General features: G+C 43.8%; 16 protein-coding genes. 11 read left to right on the top strand and 5 right to left on the bottom strand.

All coding sequences use genetic code 11. The annotated features are described in order from the left end of the window. The 3 genes from PHN32_08030 to PHN32_08040 all read left to right on the top strand — a co-directional run. Positions 1–371 (top strand): hypothetical protein (locus PHN32_08030; protein ID MDD3777537.1); only part of this gene is annotated, 371 nt, incomplete at its 5' end. 64 nt (positions 372–435) lie between these two features. Continuing rightward, entirely contained in the window at positions 436–1,071 is a 636-nt protein-coding gene (locus PHN32_08035) for a carboxymuconolactone decarboxylase family protein (GenBank protein MDD3777538.1), read from the top strand. A gap of 334 nt (positions 1,072–1,405) precedes the next feature. Further along, a complete protein-coding gene (locus PHN32_08040; protein MDD3777539.1) occupies positions 1,406–1,840 on the top strand; it encodes a hypothetical protein in 435 nt (144 codons plus the stop codon). A 21-nt stretch (positions 1,841–1,861) separates the two neighbouring features. Here PHN32_08040 and PHN32_08045 read toward each other — a convergent pair whose 3' ends face one another. Both PHN32_08045 and PHN32_08050 read right to left on the bottom strand, forming a co-directional pair. Continuing rightward, on the bottom strand, positions 1,862–2,071 hold the full coding sequence (locus PHN32_08045; protein ID MDD3777540.1) for a hypothetical protein: 210 nt from the start codon (positions 2,069–2,071) through the stop codon (positions 1,862–1,864). 64 nt (positions 2,072–2,135) lie between these two features. After that, positions 2,136–2,831 carry a Crp/Fnr family transcriptional regulator gene (locus tag PHN32_08050; protein MDD3777541.1) on the bottom strand — a complete coding sequence of 232 codons (696 nt, stop codon included), beginning with the start codon at positions 2,829–2,831 and terminating at the stop codon, positions 2,136–2,138. Positions 2,832–2,894: 63 nt separating this feature from the next. Between PHN32_08050 and PHN32_08055 the strand changes: the two genes are divergently transcribed. Next, positions 2,895–3,521, top strand: coding sequence for a 4Fe-4S binding protein (locus PHN32_08055; protein ID MDD3777542.1), 627 nt, complete (start codon positions 2,895–2,897; stop codon positions 3,519–3,521). 253 nt (positions 3,522–3,774) lie between these two features. After that, positions 3,775–3,999 carry a NifU family protein gene (locus PHN32_08060; protein ID MDD3777543.1) on the top strand — a complete coding sequence of 75 codons (225 nt, stop codon included), beginning with the start codon at positions 3,775–3,777 and terminating at the stop codon, positions 3,997–3,999. A 117-nt stretch (positions 4,000–4,116) separates the two neighbouring features. On the opposite strand, the gene PHN32_08065 is transcribed toward PHN32_08060, so the two are convergent. Together PHN32_08065 and PHN32_08070 are read right to left on the bottom strand one after the other, a co-directional pair. Then, on the bottom strand, positions 4,117–5,631 hold the full coding sequence (locus PHN32_08065) for a trimethylamine methyltransferase family protein (GenBank protein ID MDD3777544.1): 1,515 nt from the start codon (positions 5,629–5,631) through the stop codon (positions 4,117–4,119). A gap of 7 nt (positions 5,632–5,638) precedes the next feature. Then, positions 5,639–6,283 carry a corrinoid protein gene (locus PHN32_08070; protein MDD3777545.1) on the bottom strand — a complete coding sequence of 215 codons (645 nt, stop codon included), beginning with the start codon at positions 6,281–6,283 and terminating at the stop codon, positions 5,639–5,641. 304 nt (positions 6,284–6,587) lie between these two features. Between PHN32_08070 and PHN32_08075 the strand changes: the two genes are divergently transcribed. Beyond that, on the top strand, positions 6,588–7,988 hold the full coding sequence (locus PHN32_08075) for an FAD-binding oxidoreductase (protein MDD3777546.1): 1,401 nt from the start codon (positions 6,588–6,590) through the stop codon (positions 7,986–7,988). A 12-nt stretch (positions 7,989–8,000) separates the two neighbouring features. Then, the gene (locus PHN32_08080) at positions 8,001–9,095 is read left to right on the top strand and encodes a (Fe-S)-binding protein (GenBank protein MDD3777547.1); all 1,095 of its coding nucleotides are present in this window, start codon (positions 8,001–8,003) and stop codon (positions 9,093–9,095) included. Here the strand turns inward: PHN32_08080 and PHN32_08085 are convergent. Then, positions 9,092–9,682, bottom strand: a complete 591-nt coding sequence (locus PHN32_08085; protein MDD3777548.1) for a glycerol-3-phosphate responsive antiterminator — start codon at positions 9,680–9,682, stop codon at positions 9,092–9,094. The two genes, PHN32_08080 and PHN32_08085, sit on opposite strands and share 4 nt — an antisense overlap. Before the next feature lie 93 nt (positions 9,683–9,775). Here PHN32_08085 and PHN32_08090 point away from each other — a divergent pair, with 93 nt between their 5' ends. The 4 genes from PHN32_08090 to PHN32_08105 all read left to right on the top strand — a co-directional run bounded on the left by PHN32_08090 (position 9,776) and on the right by PHN32_08105 (position 14,854). Further along, positions 9,776–11,308, top strand: coding sequence for an FGGY family carbohydrate kinase (locus tag PHN32_08090; protein MDD3777549.1), 1,533 nt, complete (start codon positions 9,776–9,778; stop codon positions 11,306–11,308). Between the two features lie 23 nt (positions 11,309–11,331). After that, complete coding sequence (locus PHN32_08095) at positions 11,332–12,270, top strand: hypothetical protein (GenBank protein MDD3777550.1); 939 nt, start codon at positions 11,332–11,334, stop codon at positions 12,268–12,270. Between the two features lie 11 nt (positions 12,271–12,281). Beyond that, positions 12,282–13,715: a hypothetical protein gene (locus PHN32_08100; GenBank protein ID MDD3777551.1), complete on the top strand. Its 1,434-nt coding sequence runs from the start codon at positions 12,282–12,284 to the stop codon at positions 13,713–13,715. A 107-nt stretch (positions 13,716–13,822) separates the two neighbouring features. Beyond that, positions 13,823–14,854 (top strand): DUF4432 family protein, encoded by a 1,032-nt coding sequence (locus tag PHN32_08105; protein ID MDD3777552.1) that lies wholly within the window; start codon positions 13,823–13,825, stop codon positions 14,852–14,854. Positions 14,855–15,171 lie beyond the last annotated feature (317 nt).

Here is a 15,171-nt window from a genome sequence, read left to right on the forward strand (position 1 = left end):
TAATAAAGGAAAGTAAGGAGAAAATCATGTTTACTGCCAGAATGAAAATAGGCTTGATTTCAGGAGCGATTTTAGGAGTAATATGCATTGCAGGGGCATTGATAAGATCCGGGGGCCAGAGCCAGGCTTATATCCTGTTTTCCCTATGGTATAACCGCTTGCTGATGGGGTTGGTGATAGGGCTGCCCTGGAAAAGGCTTCCCCTGGCTAAAACCATAGCAAGGGGAGCACTGCTGGGCTTGGTAGTGTCTTTTGCCTTTTATAGTGCTACCGGTTTTACCGATATCATCAGCTTTCTGGCAGGCATAGCCTACGGTGTCATAATCGAATATGCCGCTTATAGATTTGAAAACAGGGGAAAACATATATAAGGAGTATTTAGAACAATGTCAGAGGCAATAAATTATAGCAACCGCCAGCCAGGAGTAGAGAGAAATGGAACATAGACCCGCCAATAGATTATTTTCATTAAAGGAATCATACCGGGCCTTTTATTACGGCCTGCGCACTATTAAATACATGTCGCAAGCCAGGCGGCAGAAACTGTTGAGCACTGATTTTATTGAAAGGGTTATGCTGGCGGTGACTGAGGTTAACGGCTGTGCCGTTTGCTCCTATGCCCATGCCCGCCTGGCCCTGGAAGCAGGGATCAGCAGCCGGCAAATACAGGACATGCTGTCCGGGGTAATGGATGAAGTTCCTGCCCACCAGCAGCCGGCAGTATGGTTTGCCCAGCATTATGCAGACAGCAGGGCTAACCCCTCCCGGCTGTCCTGGGATAGAATGATACAGCTTTACGGGGATGCTGCAGCAAAGGGCATCCTGGGGGCTATACGTATGATTATGATAGGAAATATATTTGGTATACCTTTAGGCTCTTTTTTAAACCGTTTTAAAGGTAAGCCGGATAAAAGAAGCAGTATCTTTTATGAAATAGGGATGATGGGTGCCAGCATTATACTAGTGCCGGTTGCCCTGGCCCATGCTTTGTTAGACAATTTAGGCCGTAAGCCCATTATAGTTTTTAAAAGTTTCCCACCGGCCAGTGATACTTTCTATTCAAAATTATAATCGCATGTCCCAGTAGCTTATTAGGCCTAAATGGGGGGGGTTACTGGGGGTAAGATATAACAGCCAAAAACATTAAAAGAGAATATGGCAGAGGATGTGCATGTTATAAATAAAGTATTATTAGGAATAATCTACTTTAAAACAGGCCTATATTGGAATTAGTTAACCGCTTCTGGAAATCTGATAGGGTAAGTAGTCTATTATAGCCTTCTTGCCTGCAAATTCCTGTCCAGTAATATTAAATACAGCAGTGCCTTTTCTGCTGTGGTATAATAACAAATCAGTTACCAGCGCCAAGTTTTATTCTAAAAGTTTTTAAACTGGAAGGCTGCAAATGAAAAAAATTACTTTTATCATCATGACAATAATATTAAGTATGGTTGTCTATGGCTGCGGGCAGGCTGGCGGCTTAAGCCTAAAAGCAGAAATTGATAAATATAGCCCCTCTTTTTCTTCCGTGCCCGGAATACCTCTGATAGCGGAGTTCGAACGTAATTTACGCTATAAGGATTATAAATTTCACTGGGTAGCTGAATACGGTACTTTCCTGAAATGGCATAATGAAACTAATGGCCGGATCGAGATTTTAGGCCATGATGTAAGCACTAATGAGCATAAGGTGTATTGGTCTCCCTTATCTAAAGACAGCCGGCAAAAGTCTTCTTTTAGCATATATTTGACCATAGAAGAAGTGGATACTTTAAAGGTTATAGATAGCACCAGCCTTAAAATTACTGTACAGGACGGCTATTATATGGTCCATAACTGATAACTAAAACCGGTAAGCCGGTTAGAGTTTTTCTTTTATCCTGGACATTTCCTTATACAGGTCAGTTAAATACTCGGAATTCTCATCTATCTTGCGGCTTAGTATAAGCACGCATTCTTTTAAGGCATCAATTTTTTCCTGGTATATCTGGTCCTGGCTGGCCTGGCCCAGTTCTTTGAGGTTTTGCTCAGCTTCTTCCAAAATTATGCTTATTTCTTGTTCCGCTGCCATGATACCTCCTTTTTATGTTACCTGGTTTCAATATAACCCATTGGATGATATTTTCCAACCGCCCTTATTTTAGAAGTATCTCTTCTAAGCTTCGGATGTCAGCCAATACAATGGTCCTGCCCTTGGACTTTATCAATCCGTCCTGCTGCATGCGGGCTATTTCCCGGGAAAGGGAAGGGCGGGGGATACACAAATATTGGGCCAGGTAATGTTTGCTGTAAGGAAGGTTGAGAGTAAATGATTGCTGGCTATGGGCCAGGTCCAGAAAATAGAAAGCCAGTTTTTTCCGGATAGATCCCAAAGACAGCAGGCTTATCTTTTGGTTTAACATCACCAGCTTGGAAGAAAGCAGGCCGATATAATTGGACATAATTTTCTGGTGGGCAGAAAAAAGCTTTAGCAGATTGGGCTGGTCTATAAAAAGAATGCTTGCTTCCGTATCGGCGATGATGGTAGAAGGATTAAGATTTTGAGATGAAAACAGGGTACCTTCTCCAAAACTATCCGGATATTGGAAACGGGCAATAATAATGTTGTTGCCGCTGGGAAAAAATTTGGCTACTTTGACTTTACCCTCTACTATCAGCCCCAGGCTATGGGCTATCTGGTGCTGGGAAAAAATAACCTGATCTTTGGTATAACGTTTTAACCTATAGTGGATAAGACCCAGCACTTTTTCTATTTCTGCTGAAGTTAATCCTTCGAATATACTGAATGAAACTAATTGGCTGAAATTTAAATTCATGGTTATCTGTAACATATGTTACTGTTATTATTTACTTATTATATTAAACTTCTCCAAACATAACCACAAGGAGAAAATATGAAAAATGTACTTAGGATAATTTCACAGGTAGCTTTTCTGGCAATATTTATTTTTTTGATCCTGCAGGCAAAAATGAATATATGGCTGATATTATTTGGGGTAACCTTGATAGCAGCCCTATTTTGGGGAAGAATATATTGTTCCTGGATTTGTCCCATCAATACGGTGATGAGGCCCATCAACTGGCTGGTAAAAAAAATCGGTTACCGCAGAATAGGGGTACCCCGGATTTTAAAATCCAGGATACTGCCCTGGATTATGCTGATTTTAATGGCAGCGGCAGTCTTAGCCAGCAGGGTAGCTAGAATCAATATCCCGGTACTGATAATATTGCTGGGCCTGGGCGCGGTATTGACTTTTGTCTTTCAACCGGAAGTGTTCCATAAATATATATGCCCTTACGGAGCCCTGCAGGGACTGTTGGGAAAAGCTGCCCTAAATTCATATAAGGTAGACCCAAATAAATGTGACGGCTGCCGCATATGCCAGGCTGTTTGCGAAGCAGAAGCTATAACCATGACGGATAAAAAAGCCTATATAGATAAAAGCTTCTGCCTGCAGTGTGGAGTTTGCCAGCAAAACTGTCCCCGGCAGGCTATCAGTTATGGTAAAACCAGAACCTAGAATGATGCCTCTTTATGTCCATGGCTAGCAGGAAAATATATTAGAAATAGAAAGATTCAATAGGTTGATGTATTTTTGGGTGTAGTTTATAGTTATGGTTTGACGGCTGAAGCTATGGATGTTGACATAATGAGACTTATATAGTATCATTTGTTAAATTTATAGGTTTATAATGACAATAAGATAAGCCGAAAATACCAGGTATGGTTAAGCTGGGATTCGGATTATCTGACCTGATATAAGGAGGTAGCATATGTGGAAGGAAAAACTGGATGAGGTATTGGACCAGATCAGGCCATCGCTACAGGCAGACGGTGGAGACGTTGAGCTGGTAGAGGCCGATGATGACGGTACCGTAAAGGTTAAGCTTAAGGGAGCCTGCGGCGGATGCCCCATGTCCCAGATAACCCTTACCCAGGGCATTGAAAGACTATTAAAGGAAAAGATACCTGAAGTTAAGAAAGTGGTAGGAGTATAGAGGAGTAAAAGCGGGACCTACCCTATAATTAAATAATTAACCTTAAACAACATACAGCCCCTCCAGCGGGAAAGCCGGAGGGGCTGTATGTGCTAATATTGGCTTTAATATTGTTTCCTATTGATAAGGATAGCCCGAAGCATTAAGGTCCTGCTTGTAGGTTTCCCATTCCTTGTCGGATATAAGCCCTGTTTTCCGGTAATGGTTCCTGGCCTGGTTGAGTATGTCTTCAATAGCCTGCTCCTCTTTACCGGATAAGGGTTCAGGCTCATGGGTCTTAATTATATGGTCCATAAGTTCCAGGGCATATTGGATGCAGTCCTTTTTGTTGGCTTCCATCCATTCCAGGTAGGTCAGGCTGTCTGAAGCCTGGGGCGCAAATTGCTCTTTTTTCCACCATTTTCTGGTATGTTCCTGGGTAAGGAAAGTGCCAGGAATTGGCCCTACCCCATTTATGACATCAATAGCCAGGGTTTCATTATTTACCTCTACCCCTTCCAGTAAGCGGGCAATCATGCCCACTACGTCATGGTCCAAAATCAACTGCACCGGATGGAAAGACAGCTCCCCATATATGCAGCCGTGATAGCCTATCTCATTGGCCCCTGACAGCAGGGACAGCATGCAGGATATGGTTTTTTCATAACCGCACTGGTAGTCAATCCTCTTGGAATTGGAAACCCCGGTGGAGTGGTTGCCGATAGGTATGTTGTACCTACGCCAGATCTGGTTAAAAACCACCTGGTGCATAGAGCTTTCTATGCGGCCGAATACGGGGTAACCGGATCTCATGTTCTGTGAAAAACCAAAATCACTAACCAGCACTCCTGTTCCCGGTTTAATCAATTGGGCCAGAACCACTCCTGCCATCAGCTCTGCATTATTGGTAACAGTAGCCCCGGCGGTAGTTACCGGAGAGGTAGCCCCATAGGTGGCTCCGCTCTGTATATACAGGGGAAAGCCCGCTTCCACATTCCTAAAAGCTGATATGCAGGCATCTTCCTGGTAGGCCAGGGGAGGCGATACTGCCACTACCCCCAGATTTATAGCCCCCAGGGCCTGGGCCATTTCTATGGCAAATATTTCACAATCATTACCGTAATTGCAGTGAAGGGGCAGGGTGCTGTTTCTAAAATTAGCAGCATCACCTTCCAGCATATCCATTACTGCAGGAGTATTCTTAAATCCGAAATAGGGAACGTAGGATCCGGTATAATGTACGGTATCCAAAGCATCCATTATCTTTACCGTATCATAGAATTCTTTTCTGGTAGGAACCCTGGGCTCCCAGGTTTCCAAATCAACGGTGTCTTTGCCCGGAAAAGGCAAAAAGTGACTGACATTACCCCCAAAGTTTAAGCCCTGGCCTGACCCCCGGCCTTTTATCTTAAAGCTGCTGGGAGCCTTACGCAGGCATTCTTCTACCAATCCTTGGGGGAATTTTACTAAATTCTGCCCATGGTCTACCTGGCAACCGTTTTCCTCAAACAGCTTTAGCGCTCTCTTGCTTTCAAATCTTACCCCGGTGTTTTGCAGGACCTCCAGTGAACCTTTATGGATTAATTCTATCTGTTCCGGGGAAAGTATTTCCAAGGGGCGCAAATTTCTAGTAACTCCTCTTTCCCATACCATGTTGGCCTCACTCCTTTCCCATTAAACTTTTACATAATCTGGGTGCTCTGGGGGCAGTGCTTTCATAACCGTCCGCCCCTATTTCATCAGCGAATTCCTGGTTGGTGGCTGCTCCCCCTATGATTACCTTGACTTTATCCCTGAGCCCTTTTTCCTTAAGGATTTCTATTACCCTCCTCTGTTCAGTGACAGTGGTGGTCAGCAGGGCGGACAAGGCTAAAATATCGGGATCATATTTTTCAATGGCCTCAATAAATTTTTCGGGAGCTACGTCTACTCCTAAATCAATTACCCTAAAATTTTCAGCTACCAGGAACGCCTTTACCATCGATTTTCCTATATCGTGGATATCACCTTTAACCGTGCCCAGCACAATGGTGCTTACTTTATCCATTTTGGTGCCTGATTTTTCTATTTCTTCCTCTACTACTGATATAGCCTCTGACATGGCACTGGCTGCACCTACCAGTTCCGGAAGGAACAATTCACCGCTTTCAAACCCATCTCCAATCTTGCGGATGGCTTCGGTCATGCCTTCTAGAATCTTGGCTGGATCCATCCCTTGCTGAATGGCTTCAGCAGCTGTTTGTCGTGCAAGCTGGCCATTATAGCTAAATATTGCTTCCTTTAGCTTATCCATGATTTCTGACATATTAGTAACCCCCCATCTTTAAAATGGTACTTATTGCTTTTAATAGATATTATTAATTTAGCTTTTGAGAAATTACGGCTGTATGTTATCGGTTTCAATCATAAAATTAGAAAAAACCTTTGTCAAGCAAACCTATATGGGGCAGATAATCATATTTTAATTACACTCTTTGACACTAGGCTAAATATATGCTATAAAAAAAACAATTGAATCAGTTGGCTGAGAAATAGAGTCCAACAAAGTGCATGATGGTGTATTTTGTTGGGCTCTATCGTTTTATATAACCCGATGGAAAAGAAGGGGCATGATAAGTACCGCTATAATTGATAGGCTAAACAGGGAACTTGGCCTGGAACAGGTTTCTACCAATATTAATGACCTGATTACCCTGTCCAGGGATGTAACCCCTATTTGCTATAAATGGATTGATCTTTACGGACAGCCTCCCCAAAGGGCGGATGCAGCAGTATTTCCTAAAAATATGGAACACCTCAAATCGATTTTAAACATAGCCAATGAAGAAAAGATCCCTTTAAATATTTACGGGGGAGGCTCGGGCACAGTGGGGGGAATAATACCGCTGGAAGGCGGTATTACCGTGGATATGTCTTATTTTGACCGCATACTGGGAATTGATCACCAGTCTTTGTCAGTAACAGTGGAGTCAGGGGTTATAGCCCAGATATTGGAGGATTACCTTAATTTAAGGGGCTACACTTTCCGGCATTATCCCCAGTCTTTTCGTTCTGCTTCCATAGGGGGGCTTATCGCTACCAAATCCATAGGCCAGTTTTCAACCAAATACGGAGGCATAGAAAATTTTTTGGTAGGGGTGGAAGTTCTTCTTGCCAATGGAAAAGTAATCAGCCTGGCTGATGCCCCCCGGAGCTCTACCGGACCAGATATAAAAAATATGTTTATAGGCTCGGAAGGCATACTGGGCATAATTACCAAAGCCAACCTAAGGATATATAAGCTGCCGGAAAAAATGAAATTCCAGTGCTACCTGTATAAGGATATATACGCCGGACTGGACTCCATACGGGATATACTGCAAAGCGGGCTAAATCCTCCGGTGGTAAGGCTTTACAATGAACAAGAGTCCAAGCTTAAATTTGAAAATATAGGGTTTGGCTACCAGGGTTGCCTGCTGGTATTGTGCTATGAAGGGCAGGCAGAACTGGCCGAGGTGGAGGCCAGCTTATCGGAGCGTATCTGCAGCCGGAACGGGGGTAAAAATATTGGGGACCAGCTGGGAAAAATGTGGTATGAACACCGTTTTGATACCAGGCATATAATGGAAAAGGATGAAGAGTATGGGGGCATTTCTGATGCCATTGAAATATCTGCTTCCTGGTCCAAGATAAAGGGCCTTTATTATGAAATTGAGAAATATTTTAAGCAGAGAAACATAATGGTAGCTTCCCATTTCTCCCATGCCTATGCCCAAGGAATTTCTTCGTACAATATATTTTATGTTAACCGGGAAGATGAGCAGCAGGCCATAGATGAGTTTTACCGCATCTGGGATGATATCATGCAGTTAACCTTGAATCTGGGAGGCTCTATCAGCCATCATCATGGTATCGGCATGATTAAGAATAAGATGCTTAAAAAAGAGCTGGGTCCCGGTTATGACATGATTAAAGATTTAAAAAACGCGGTGGATAAAAATAATATCCTTACCCGGGGCAAACTAATTTGATGGGAGTTAATTATGGATTTTGATGCCAAGTCTAACCGTCAATGCATTTATTGCCATAATTTTTGTAAATTCAGCTGCCCTTCCTTTAATGCTACCAAGGACCATAAAATACTGCAGACCAACAAAAACTATCTTTTGTATTTGCACCGCCAGGGTAAAACCGGCCTGGAGCCTGCCGACGGCAGGTCTTTTTATTTATGCAATGACTGCAGGAGATGTGAGGTTTTTTGCTGGGACTCTAAAAAGCAGGTATTGGTAAATAACCGGGAGGCAAAAGCTGCGGCCTTTAGGGAAGGTACAGCTCCCGATGCAGTGTATGCTTTTAAGGATAATTTTTTGGAAAACGGTAATTTTTTCAGGACTGAAAAAACCAATAACCAGGCTGATTTTAATCAAACTTACGATGCTTATGTTTATGCCGGGGAATATGCCAACCATTATGAGGGCAAACTAAAAGATCAGCTTGGAGAAATATTAAATAACCTGGGCCTTTCTTTTGTTTATGACCAAAATGAAACCTCCAGCGGGGTACTGGCTTGCGACCTGGGCATGGAAGAGCTGGCCTGGCGGCTGATGGAGCAAACTTACCAAAAGATAAGCCGCTATAATTTTAAGTGCCTGGTAACCATAGCCCCTGAAGATTATTATGCTTTTAGGTTTGAATATGAAAAAGCAGGGTTTAAATTTAAAGTTCCTGTGCTTCATTACACCCAGCTTCTGGCACAGGACCTGGACCGCCTTAAACCGGTTGCCGGCCGCCCCAGAAAATATATGTATTTTGATCCCTGTAAACTGGGCCGGTACGGACAGATATATGAAGAGCCTAGAAAGGTTTTGGAAAAATTGCTGGGAAGCCGATGCTGTGAATTTCAGCGTAACCGTGACCAGGCCTACTGCTGCGGGGGGTATATAAGGCTGTTGGATGAGAAGATAAGCAGGGATATCTCTTCCCAGGTTATAAATGAGTGCCAGGCTAGGGACTGCAGTATTCTGATAACGGCCTGCCCCTTATGCTTGAGCAATTTAAAACAGGCTAAGGGAGATTTGAATTTAACCATATTGGACATAATAGAGGTAGCAGCCGGCGGCCTAACCGCCTATAATTAGAGATAGAGGCCCCACAAGGCCTGGTTGCTGGTGGTAACAGCAGTAGCGTTTTTGCTTAATATGTTTTTTATATCGGTTTCATTTTGAATAAGGCCCGAGCATATTACAGGGATATTTCCTATCCGGCCGCTCAGGGTTTTTTCTATCAGCAGATAGGAAATGCCCGGCCTGATATCTATAAAATGGGGCTTGCTTTGCTGGATGAGCTCTATCCCTTTTTCCAGGGACTTGGTGTCAAACATAAAAAGGGTCTGAACGATGATAAAGCCCAGTTTTTTAGCATAATTTATTACCTTGGGACTGGAGGAAGCTATAGCCTTGATATTTAAATATTGTTTCAAGAATCCCAAGCCGTTTTTATCACAGGATATGCCTTCTATCATGTCAACATTAAGTATTATCTCTTTTTGTATTTCCTGGTTTTTCTTGGCAATTTTAAACAGGGTTATGATGTCCAGGTCATACATCAGAATGACTTTTATCCGGCTGAACTGGCCCTGGCTTATTTCTGCAAACTGGCTGGTACAGGGTATAACCGGATTGGCTTGCAGATATTTAAGTAACAGTTTAGGGCTTAAGTTTTCCATAATGATTGCAACTAATATTAAAAAACTTCTAAATTATATCATAAAAACAGGCTTACATTTAGTGCTTGTTATACCAGGGGGTGAGGCTAAGGCATGTATCTGATGGCTATTGATATCGGCTCTACCAGCATAAAGGCTGCTATCTATGATTATAGCGGCCACATGGTATCCAGCGGCAGGAGAAAAACGGAAGTAGTTTATAAGCACCAGGATGGGCAGGAATATGCTTTCTGGGATCCAGACAATATCTGGCAATGTGTAACCGGAGCTTCCAGTGAGGCGGTAGCCAGGCTGGGCCGGCCGGAGCTGGTAAAAGGAGTAGCGGTTACCGGGTTTGCCTGTGACGGGGTTCCCATAGATAAGCAGGGAAAATGCCTGTATCCCTTTATCAGCTGGCACGATAACCGGACCCTGGAGCAGCTGGAATGGTTTTCAGGGCAGGCAGATTATAGCCGGGTTTACAGTATAAACGGCCAAAGGCCCTGGCATCTAAATACCATTTTTAGAAATTTATGGTTCAAGCAGCACCAGCCCCGACTCTATTCAAGGATATATAAATGGCTGCTTATTGAAGATTTTATTAATTTTAAATTATGCGGGGCCATAGCTACTGATTTTTCTCTGGCTTCTACTACATTAATGCTGGACCAAAAAAAGCTTAAGTGGTCGCAGGAGCTGTTCCATTTGTTTGATATAGACAGCGATATTTATCCCCAGCCCCGTCCCAGCGGTACTTACCTGGGCGAGGTAAGCGGCCAGGCTGGGGCACAGTCAGGATTAAAGGCAGGTACCCCGGTGGTGCTGGGAGGCTTGGATGGATTGCTGGGAGTATACGCTGCTGCCGGGGATCAGGAGCAGCACCTGGTGGGAGTCATAGGCACTTATGAACATTATCACCGGTGCCTGTCCCAGCCCATACTCAAACCGGAAGGGCTAAACCAGAGCATTATCTGCCAGGCCCATGTGATAGAAGGTAAATATGGGGCCTATGGGGTCATGGTTTCTTCGGGGATACTGGAATGGTTTAAGGATAACCTGGCAGGGCAGGAAGCAGTACAGTCTAAAAATATATGGGAGGTGCTGATGCAGGAAGCAGAAGAATCCCAGGCGGGTTCAGGAGGGGTTTTTATGCTGCCGGATATGTTTGGAAGCACCTGCCCCATACAGGATAACTATTCCCGGGGTGCCTATATAGGTATAAACAGCAGGAGCAGCCGCCAGGATTTAATCCGGGCCACAGTGGAAGGATTAAACTACAAGGGGCTGGAGCTGTACCAGGCTATTGCCGGCTACACCGGAGCCGGCAGCGAACGGATCATGGTAACCGGGGGAGCTACCAGGAATGGTTTCTGGATGCAGAACAAGGCTGATGTTTACGGCAAAATAATTGAAGTGCCCCAGATAGAGGAGGCTACTCCCTTGGGAGCGGCCATGGTAGCGGGCATAGGAGTGGGCGTATACAGGGATTTTATTCATGCCTATGAGCAGATAGAGAGGGAAGTGGTAACCTATGAGCCCGATATGAAAAAACATAAAAAATATGACAATTATTACCAGCATGTGTATAGTAAATTATATAAGGCATTAAAAGATATAAACCAATATATATCCAGCCAGATAAAGTAAACAGTACCCCTTAAGGAGGATTTATGTATGGCAAAAAGATTCGCATGAGCAGGCTGATTGACCCCAGGTTTGGCCGGGGAGTAATAATCCCCTATGCCCATGGGCTGCTGCAGGGCCCTATACCCGGCCTGGAAAATATAAATGAAATAAATAAATATATGGATATATTCAAATACTCCCGGGCCAGCGGGGTAATTATCAGTTATGGCTATCTAAAGTATTCAGCTGAATACCTGATGGGCAGGTGCGTGCCTTCCCTGGTGCTTCTAATTGATTGGATTAATATGACTAAAAGCTATAAGGGCTCTGTCCCCTATAACGAGGTAAGGACTACTATCTGCACCCTTATTGAGGATGCTATCAGGTGCGGGGCGGACGGGGTCATGACTTATCTCACCCTGGGGTTTGATGACCCTGGCCTGGAAGCGGAAGAGATTAGGAAAAACGGCATTATCGTAAACGAATGCGAAAAGGTAGGCCTGCCGGTAATAATAGAGCCGGTGATGGCTAACTTTAAGAACAAGGAAGTTTTTTATGATAAGGATTATCTAAAGGTCAATGACCGCATAGCAGCAGAGATTGGAGCTGATATTGTAAAATCCCAGTTTACGGGAGATGCAGAGAGCTTTAAGGAAGTGGTAGAAAACTGTGCTGCCCCTATCATGATTGCAGGAGGCCCTAAAACCGGTACCATAGATGAAACCCTGCATATGATCAAGGAAGCGGTTAAAGCTGGAGCGGCTGGTACCATAGTGGGCAGGAAAATATTCCAGTCAGAAGATGTTGCTGCCTGCCTGGAGCAGGTATGCCAAATAGTTTATGAAGGCAGTCCGGCCAATGACAATATTCAGATGAAATGCATTGACGGGGTATGCTTTAAACAGCCGATAGACAATGACAGCCTGGTAAAGAAGATTGCAGACCGGGTTTATATGGAATACAAAAAACAATCCAGTAGCTAGGAGGTTTTATAATGAGTAACCAGAAACCTAATATTGGTTTATTTATAACCGTGGATGAACTTTATTCTACTGCTTTTGATATGTTCGACATTGATAAGGTGGTACAGAAAGACATAAATAAATTAATAGGAAGCCTTTCGCAGCAAAACCAGGTTCATTTTACCAAAATTGCCAGGACAGAACAGGACGGAGAACAGGTAGGAAAACAATTTGCTTCCCTGGACCTGGACTTGATAATTATCAGCCAGTTTGTATATACCCTGGATGAGCCCATATTGGGGTTTTTGAGGGAAATAAGGAAGGATATACCCTTACTGGTGCTAATGGTCCAGGGTTATGAAGGGATTCCTGAAGATTTAACCGTAACTGACTTTTCCCGTTCCTGGGGCATTAACGGTACCTTGCAGATGACAGCTTCCATTCCCAATATGGTAGATGATTTTGATTATGAATTTTTGGTAGGCAATCCTGGAGAAGAAAAGATAACCGCTGAAATTAACCGCATGGCTAAAGCCAGCTGGGCAGTCCGCTCTATCAGGAAAGCCAACCTGGGTTACCTGCCCGGTTTTTTTAGGGGCATGCATGATAATTGGGATAATGGGGCCAAGCTGGAAAAAATATTTGGAGTAAAACTAAACTGGTTTACTTTCTCTGATTTGGTAAAACAATTCAGCTCTATTTCTGAAGACCGGATCAATAAAGAGGTGGACCTGATAAGGTCCAACTACCAGGTTAGGGAGCCGCAGCAGGTAGATCTCTACGATGAGGCCAGGACCTATCTGGGTATAAAAAAACTGATAGAGGAATGGGACCTTTCCGGCTTGACTATAACTGTGGATCCGGGGACCTGCAATGAGTTTATGGAATTCAGGGTACTGGCCTATTATGCTATTTCCAAACTGCTGGATGAAAAATTTGCCTGCTCTGACGAAGGCGATATGTCTTTGGTGATTGCCCAGCTGCTGCTTAACCGGATTTCCGGGGGCCATGTACAGCAATGGGAAAACTGGGCTTTTGATAAAGACAAGAACCTGCTAATGGGCGGGCACAGCGGTATCGGGGCTACCGCTCTGGCCAAGGATGCCGGCCAGATCTATGTCAGAAATATGATGTATGATACCTACACGCTGCCCAATGGGGAAGTAAGAAAGGGTTTTGCTTTTAACTTTGTGGCTAAACCGGGAAAGGTAACCTTGCTCACCCTGGGTTCCATGCATGACCAGTACAGGTTTAAGATTATCAGGGCTACGGCTGTAGATTATCCCCTATTAGACATACATTCACCTTATGCGGTTATCCATTTGGATAATATTGGGGTGGAAGATTATTTTGAACAAATTGCCAGGTTTGGCTGCGGCAAGCACTTTGCCCTAACCTATGGTGACTGGTCAGAGACCTGTGTGCATTTGGCTAAAGCCTTGAAATTAGACTATTTGCTGTTATAATTAATTATAAGAAAATAATATTAAGGTTGGCAGAGATGGAGAGTCCAACAGAGTAATAATATGTTTACTTTGTTGGGCTTTTTTATTGTAATAAAAATCAATAAAACATGGAACCAGCTAAACCAAGAAATTATGGCTGCCGGATAAAAGACAACATCACCTACCAGGGGATGAGATGCCTGTATCTGGAGAACCGTTTTTTAAAAGTAGGCCTTTTACTGGATAAAGGTTCAGATATTTTCGAATTCCTTTATAAACCCCTGGATATGGATATGGTATGGCTGTCTCCAGCAGGCATACAAAATCCCCAACGTTTTTCCTTAACCAAGAGCCAGCCTGCAGGCAGGTTCATGGATATCTATGAAGGAGGATGGCAGGAAATATTTCCCAATGGAGGGGGAGCTTGCTCCTACCAGGGAGTGCAATGGGGCCAGCATGAAGAAGCGGCCCTGCTGCCTTGGGATTACAGCATCATAGAGGATGAGCCGGAACAAATTAAAGTAGAGCTATACACCGAAACCAGGTTGATGCCATTTAAGCTGGTTAAAATACTTACCCTAAAACAGGATGGACCCACCTTGTTTATCCAGGAACAGGCTACCAATTTGAGCCCGGAAGATCTAAAGATTATTTGGGGCCATCACCTGGTTTACGGAAACCCCTTTCTGCAGCCGGGCTGCCGCATAAACATAGGGGCTAAAAAGGGCCTGGTTTATCAGGATCCCCAACCCTTGGATGAAAATATTGAACCGGGCATAGAATTTAGCTGGCCACATCTTCCAGTGGGTACCGAAGGCTCCGTAGATATTTCCCTGATTCCTGGACAAGATGCTAAAACTGCCAAATTTTTATACCTTTCCGGCCTGGATGAAGGAAGATATGAAATAATTAATGACTACTGCCAGCTTAAGGTGGCAGTTGAATGGAACCTGGATACCATGCCTTATGTATGGTACTGGCAGGAATTTAATAAAAGCAGGGGTTATCCCTGGTACGGCAGGTCCCGGGTTTTAGGCCTGGAGCCTTTTAGCACGGACAGCATGGGCCTGGATAATACTGTTGCCAGGGGCAGGGCTAAGCTGATTAAAGCCAGGTCCAGCCTGGACAATTATATCAATATTACTGTAGATACTATTTAAAAATCCGGACCCTGGCAGGTTAACCTGCACCTAAAATTAGGAGAAATACCCTACTGGTTTTACCGGAACAGTAAACTACTGGACAGGGCAGCTAATGGGCTATCTTATGGCTATGTAAGCCTAAGTTAAAAAATATTATTGCCCATAAAGGGGGAATGAAATTGGATTTTACTATTGATACTACCGTATTATTTAAAAAGGTAGAGGGACAGCTTATCCAGGTTGCCCGGCTCAAAACAGAAAAACAGAAACTACCCCAGTCTGTTCTTAATTTAAATACAAGCCGTTGGAGCCAAACCTATAAGATTAACGGCGAT

Source organism: Actinomycetota bacterium (assembly GCA_028698215.1).
GTDB lineage: Bacteria > Actinomycetota > Humimicrobiia > Humimicrobiales > Humimicrobiaceae > Halolacustris.

Excerpts from the sequence above, each read along its gene's own strand:
- PHN32_08035 (MDD3777538.1), top strand. The coding sequence starts at position 436 with ATGGAACATAGACCCGCCAATAGATTATTTTCATTAAAGGAATCATAC.
- PHN32_08040 (MDD3777539.1), top strand. The coding sequence starts at position 1,406 with ATGAAAAAAATTACTTTTATCATCATGACAATAATATTAAGTATGGTT.
- PHN32_08045 (MDD3777540.1), bottom strand. The coding sequence starts at position 2,071 with ATGGCAGCGGAACAAGAAATAAGCATAATTTTGGAAGAAGCTGAGCAA.
- PHN32_08050 (MDD3777541.1), bottom strand. The coding sequence starts at position 2,831 with ATGTTACAGATAACCATGAATTTAAATTTCAGCCAATTAGTTTCATTC.
- PHN32_08055 (MDD3777542.1), top strand. The coding sequence starts at position 2,895 with ATGAAAAATGTACTTAGGATAATTTCACAGGTAGCTTTTCTGGCAATA.
- PHN32_08060 (MDD3777543.1), top strand. The coding sequence starts at position 3,775 with ATGTGGAAGGAAAAACTGGATGAGGTATTGGACCAGATCAGGCCATCG.
- PHN32_08065 (MDD3777544.1), bottom strand. The coding sequence starts at position 5,631 with ATGGTATGGGAAAGAGGAGTTACTAGAAATTTGCGCCCCTTGGAAATA.
- PHN32_08070 (MDD3777545.1), bottom strand. The coding sequence starts at position 6,283 with ATGTCAGAAATCATGGATAAGCTAAAGGAAGCAATATTTAGCTATAAT.
- PHN32_08075 (MDD3777546.1), top strand. The coding sequence starts at position 6,588 with ATGATAAGTACCGCTATAATTGATAGGCTAAACAGGGAACTTGGCCTG.
- PHN32_08080 (MDD3777547.1), top strand. The coding sequence starts at position 8,001 with ATGGATTTTGATGCCAAGTCTAACCGTCAATGCATTTATTGCCATAAT.
- PHN32_08085 (MDD3777548.1), bottom strand. The coding sequence starts at position 9,682 with ATGGAAAACTTAAGCCCTAAACTGTTACTTAAATATCTGCAAGCCAAT.
- PHN32_08090 (MDD3777549.1), top strand. The coding sequence starts at position 9,776 with ATGTATCTGATGGCTATTGATATCGGCTCTACCAGCATAAAGGCTGCT.
- PHN32_08095 (MDD3777550.1), top strand. The coding sequence starts at position 11,332 with ATGTATGGCAAAAAGATTCGCATGAGCAGGCTGATTGACCCCAGGTTT.
- PHN32_08100 (MDD3777551.1), top strand. The coding sequence starts at position 12,282 with ATGAGTAACCAGAAACCTAATATTGGTTTATTTATAACCGTGGATGAA.
- PHN32_08105 (MDD3777552.1), top strand. The coding sequence starts at position 13,823 with ATGGAACCAGCTAAACCAAGAAATTATGGCTGCCGGATAAAAGACAAC.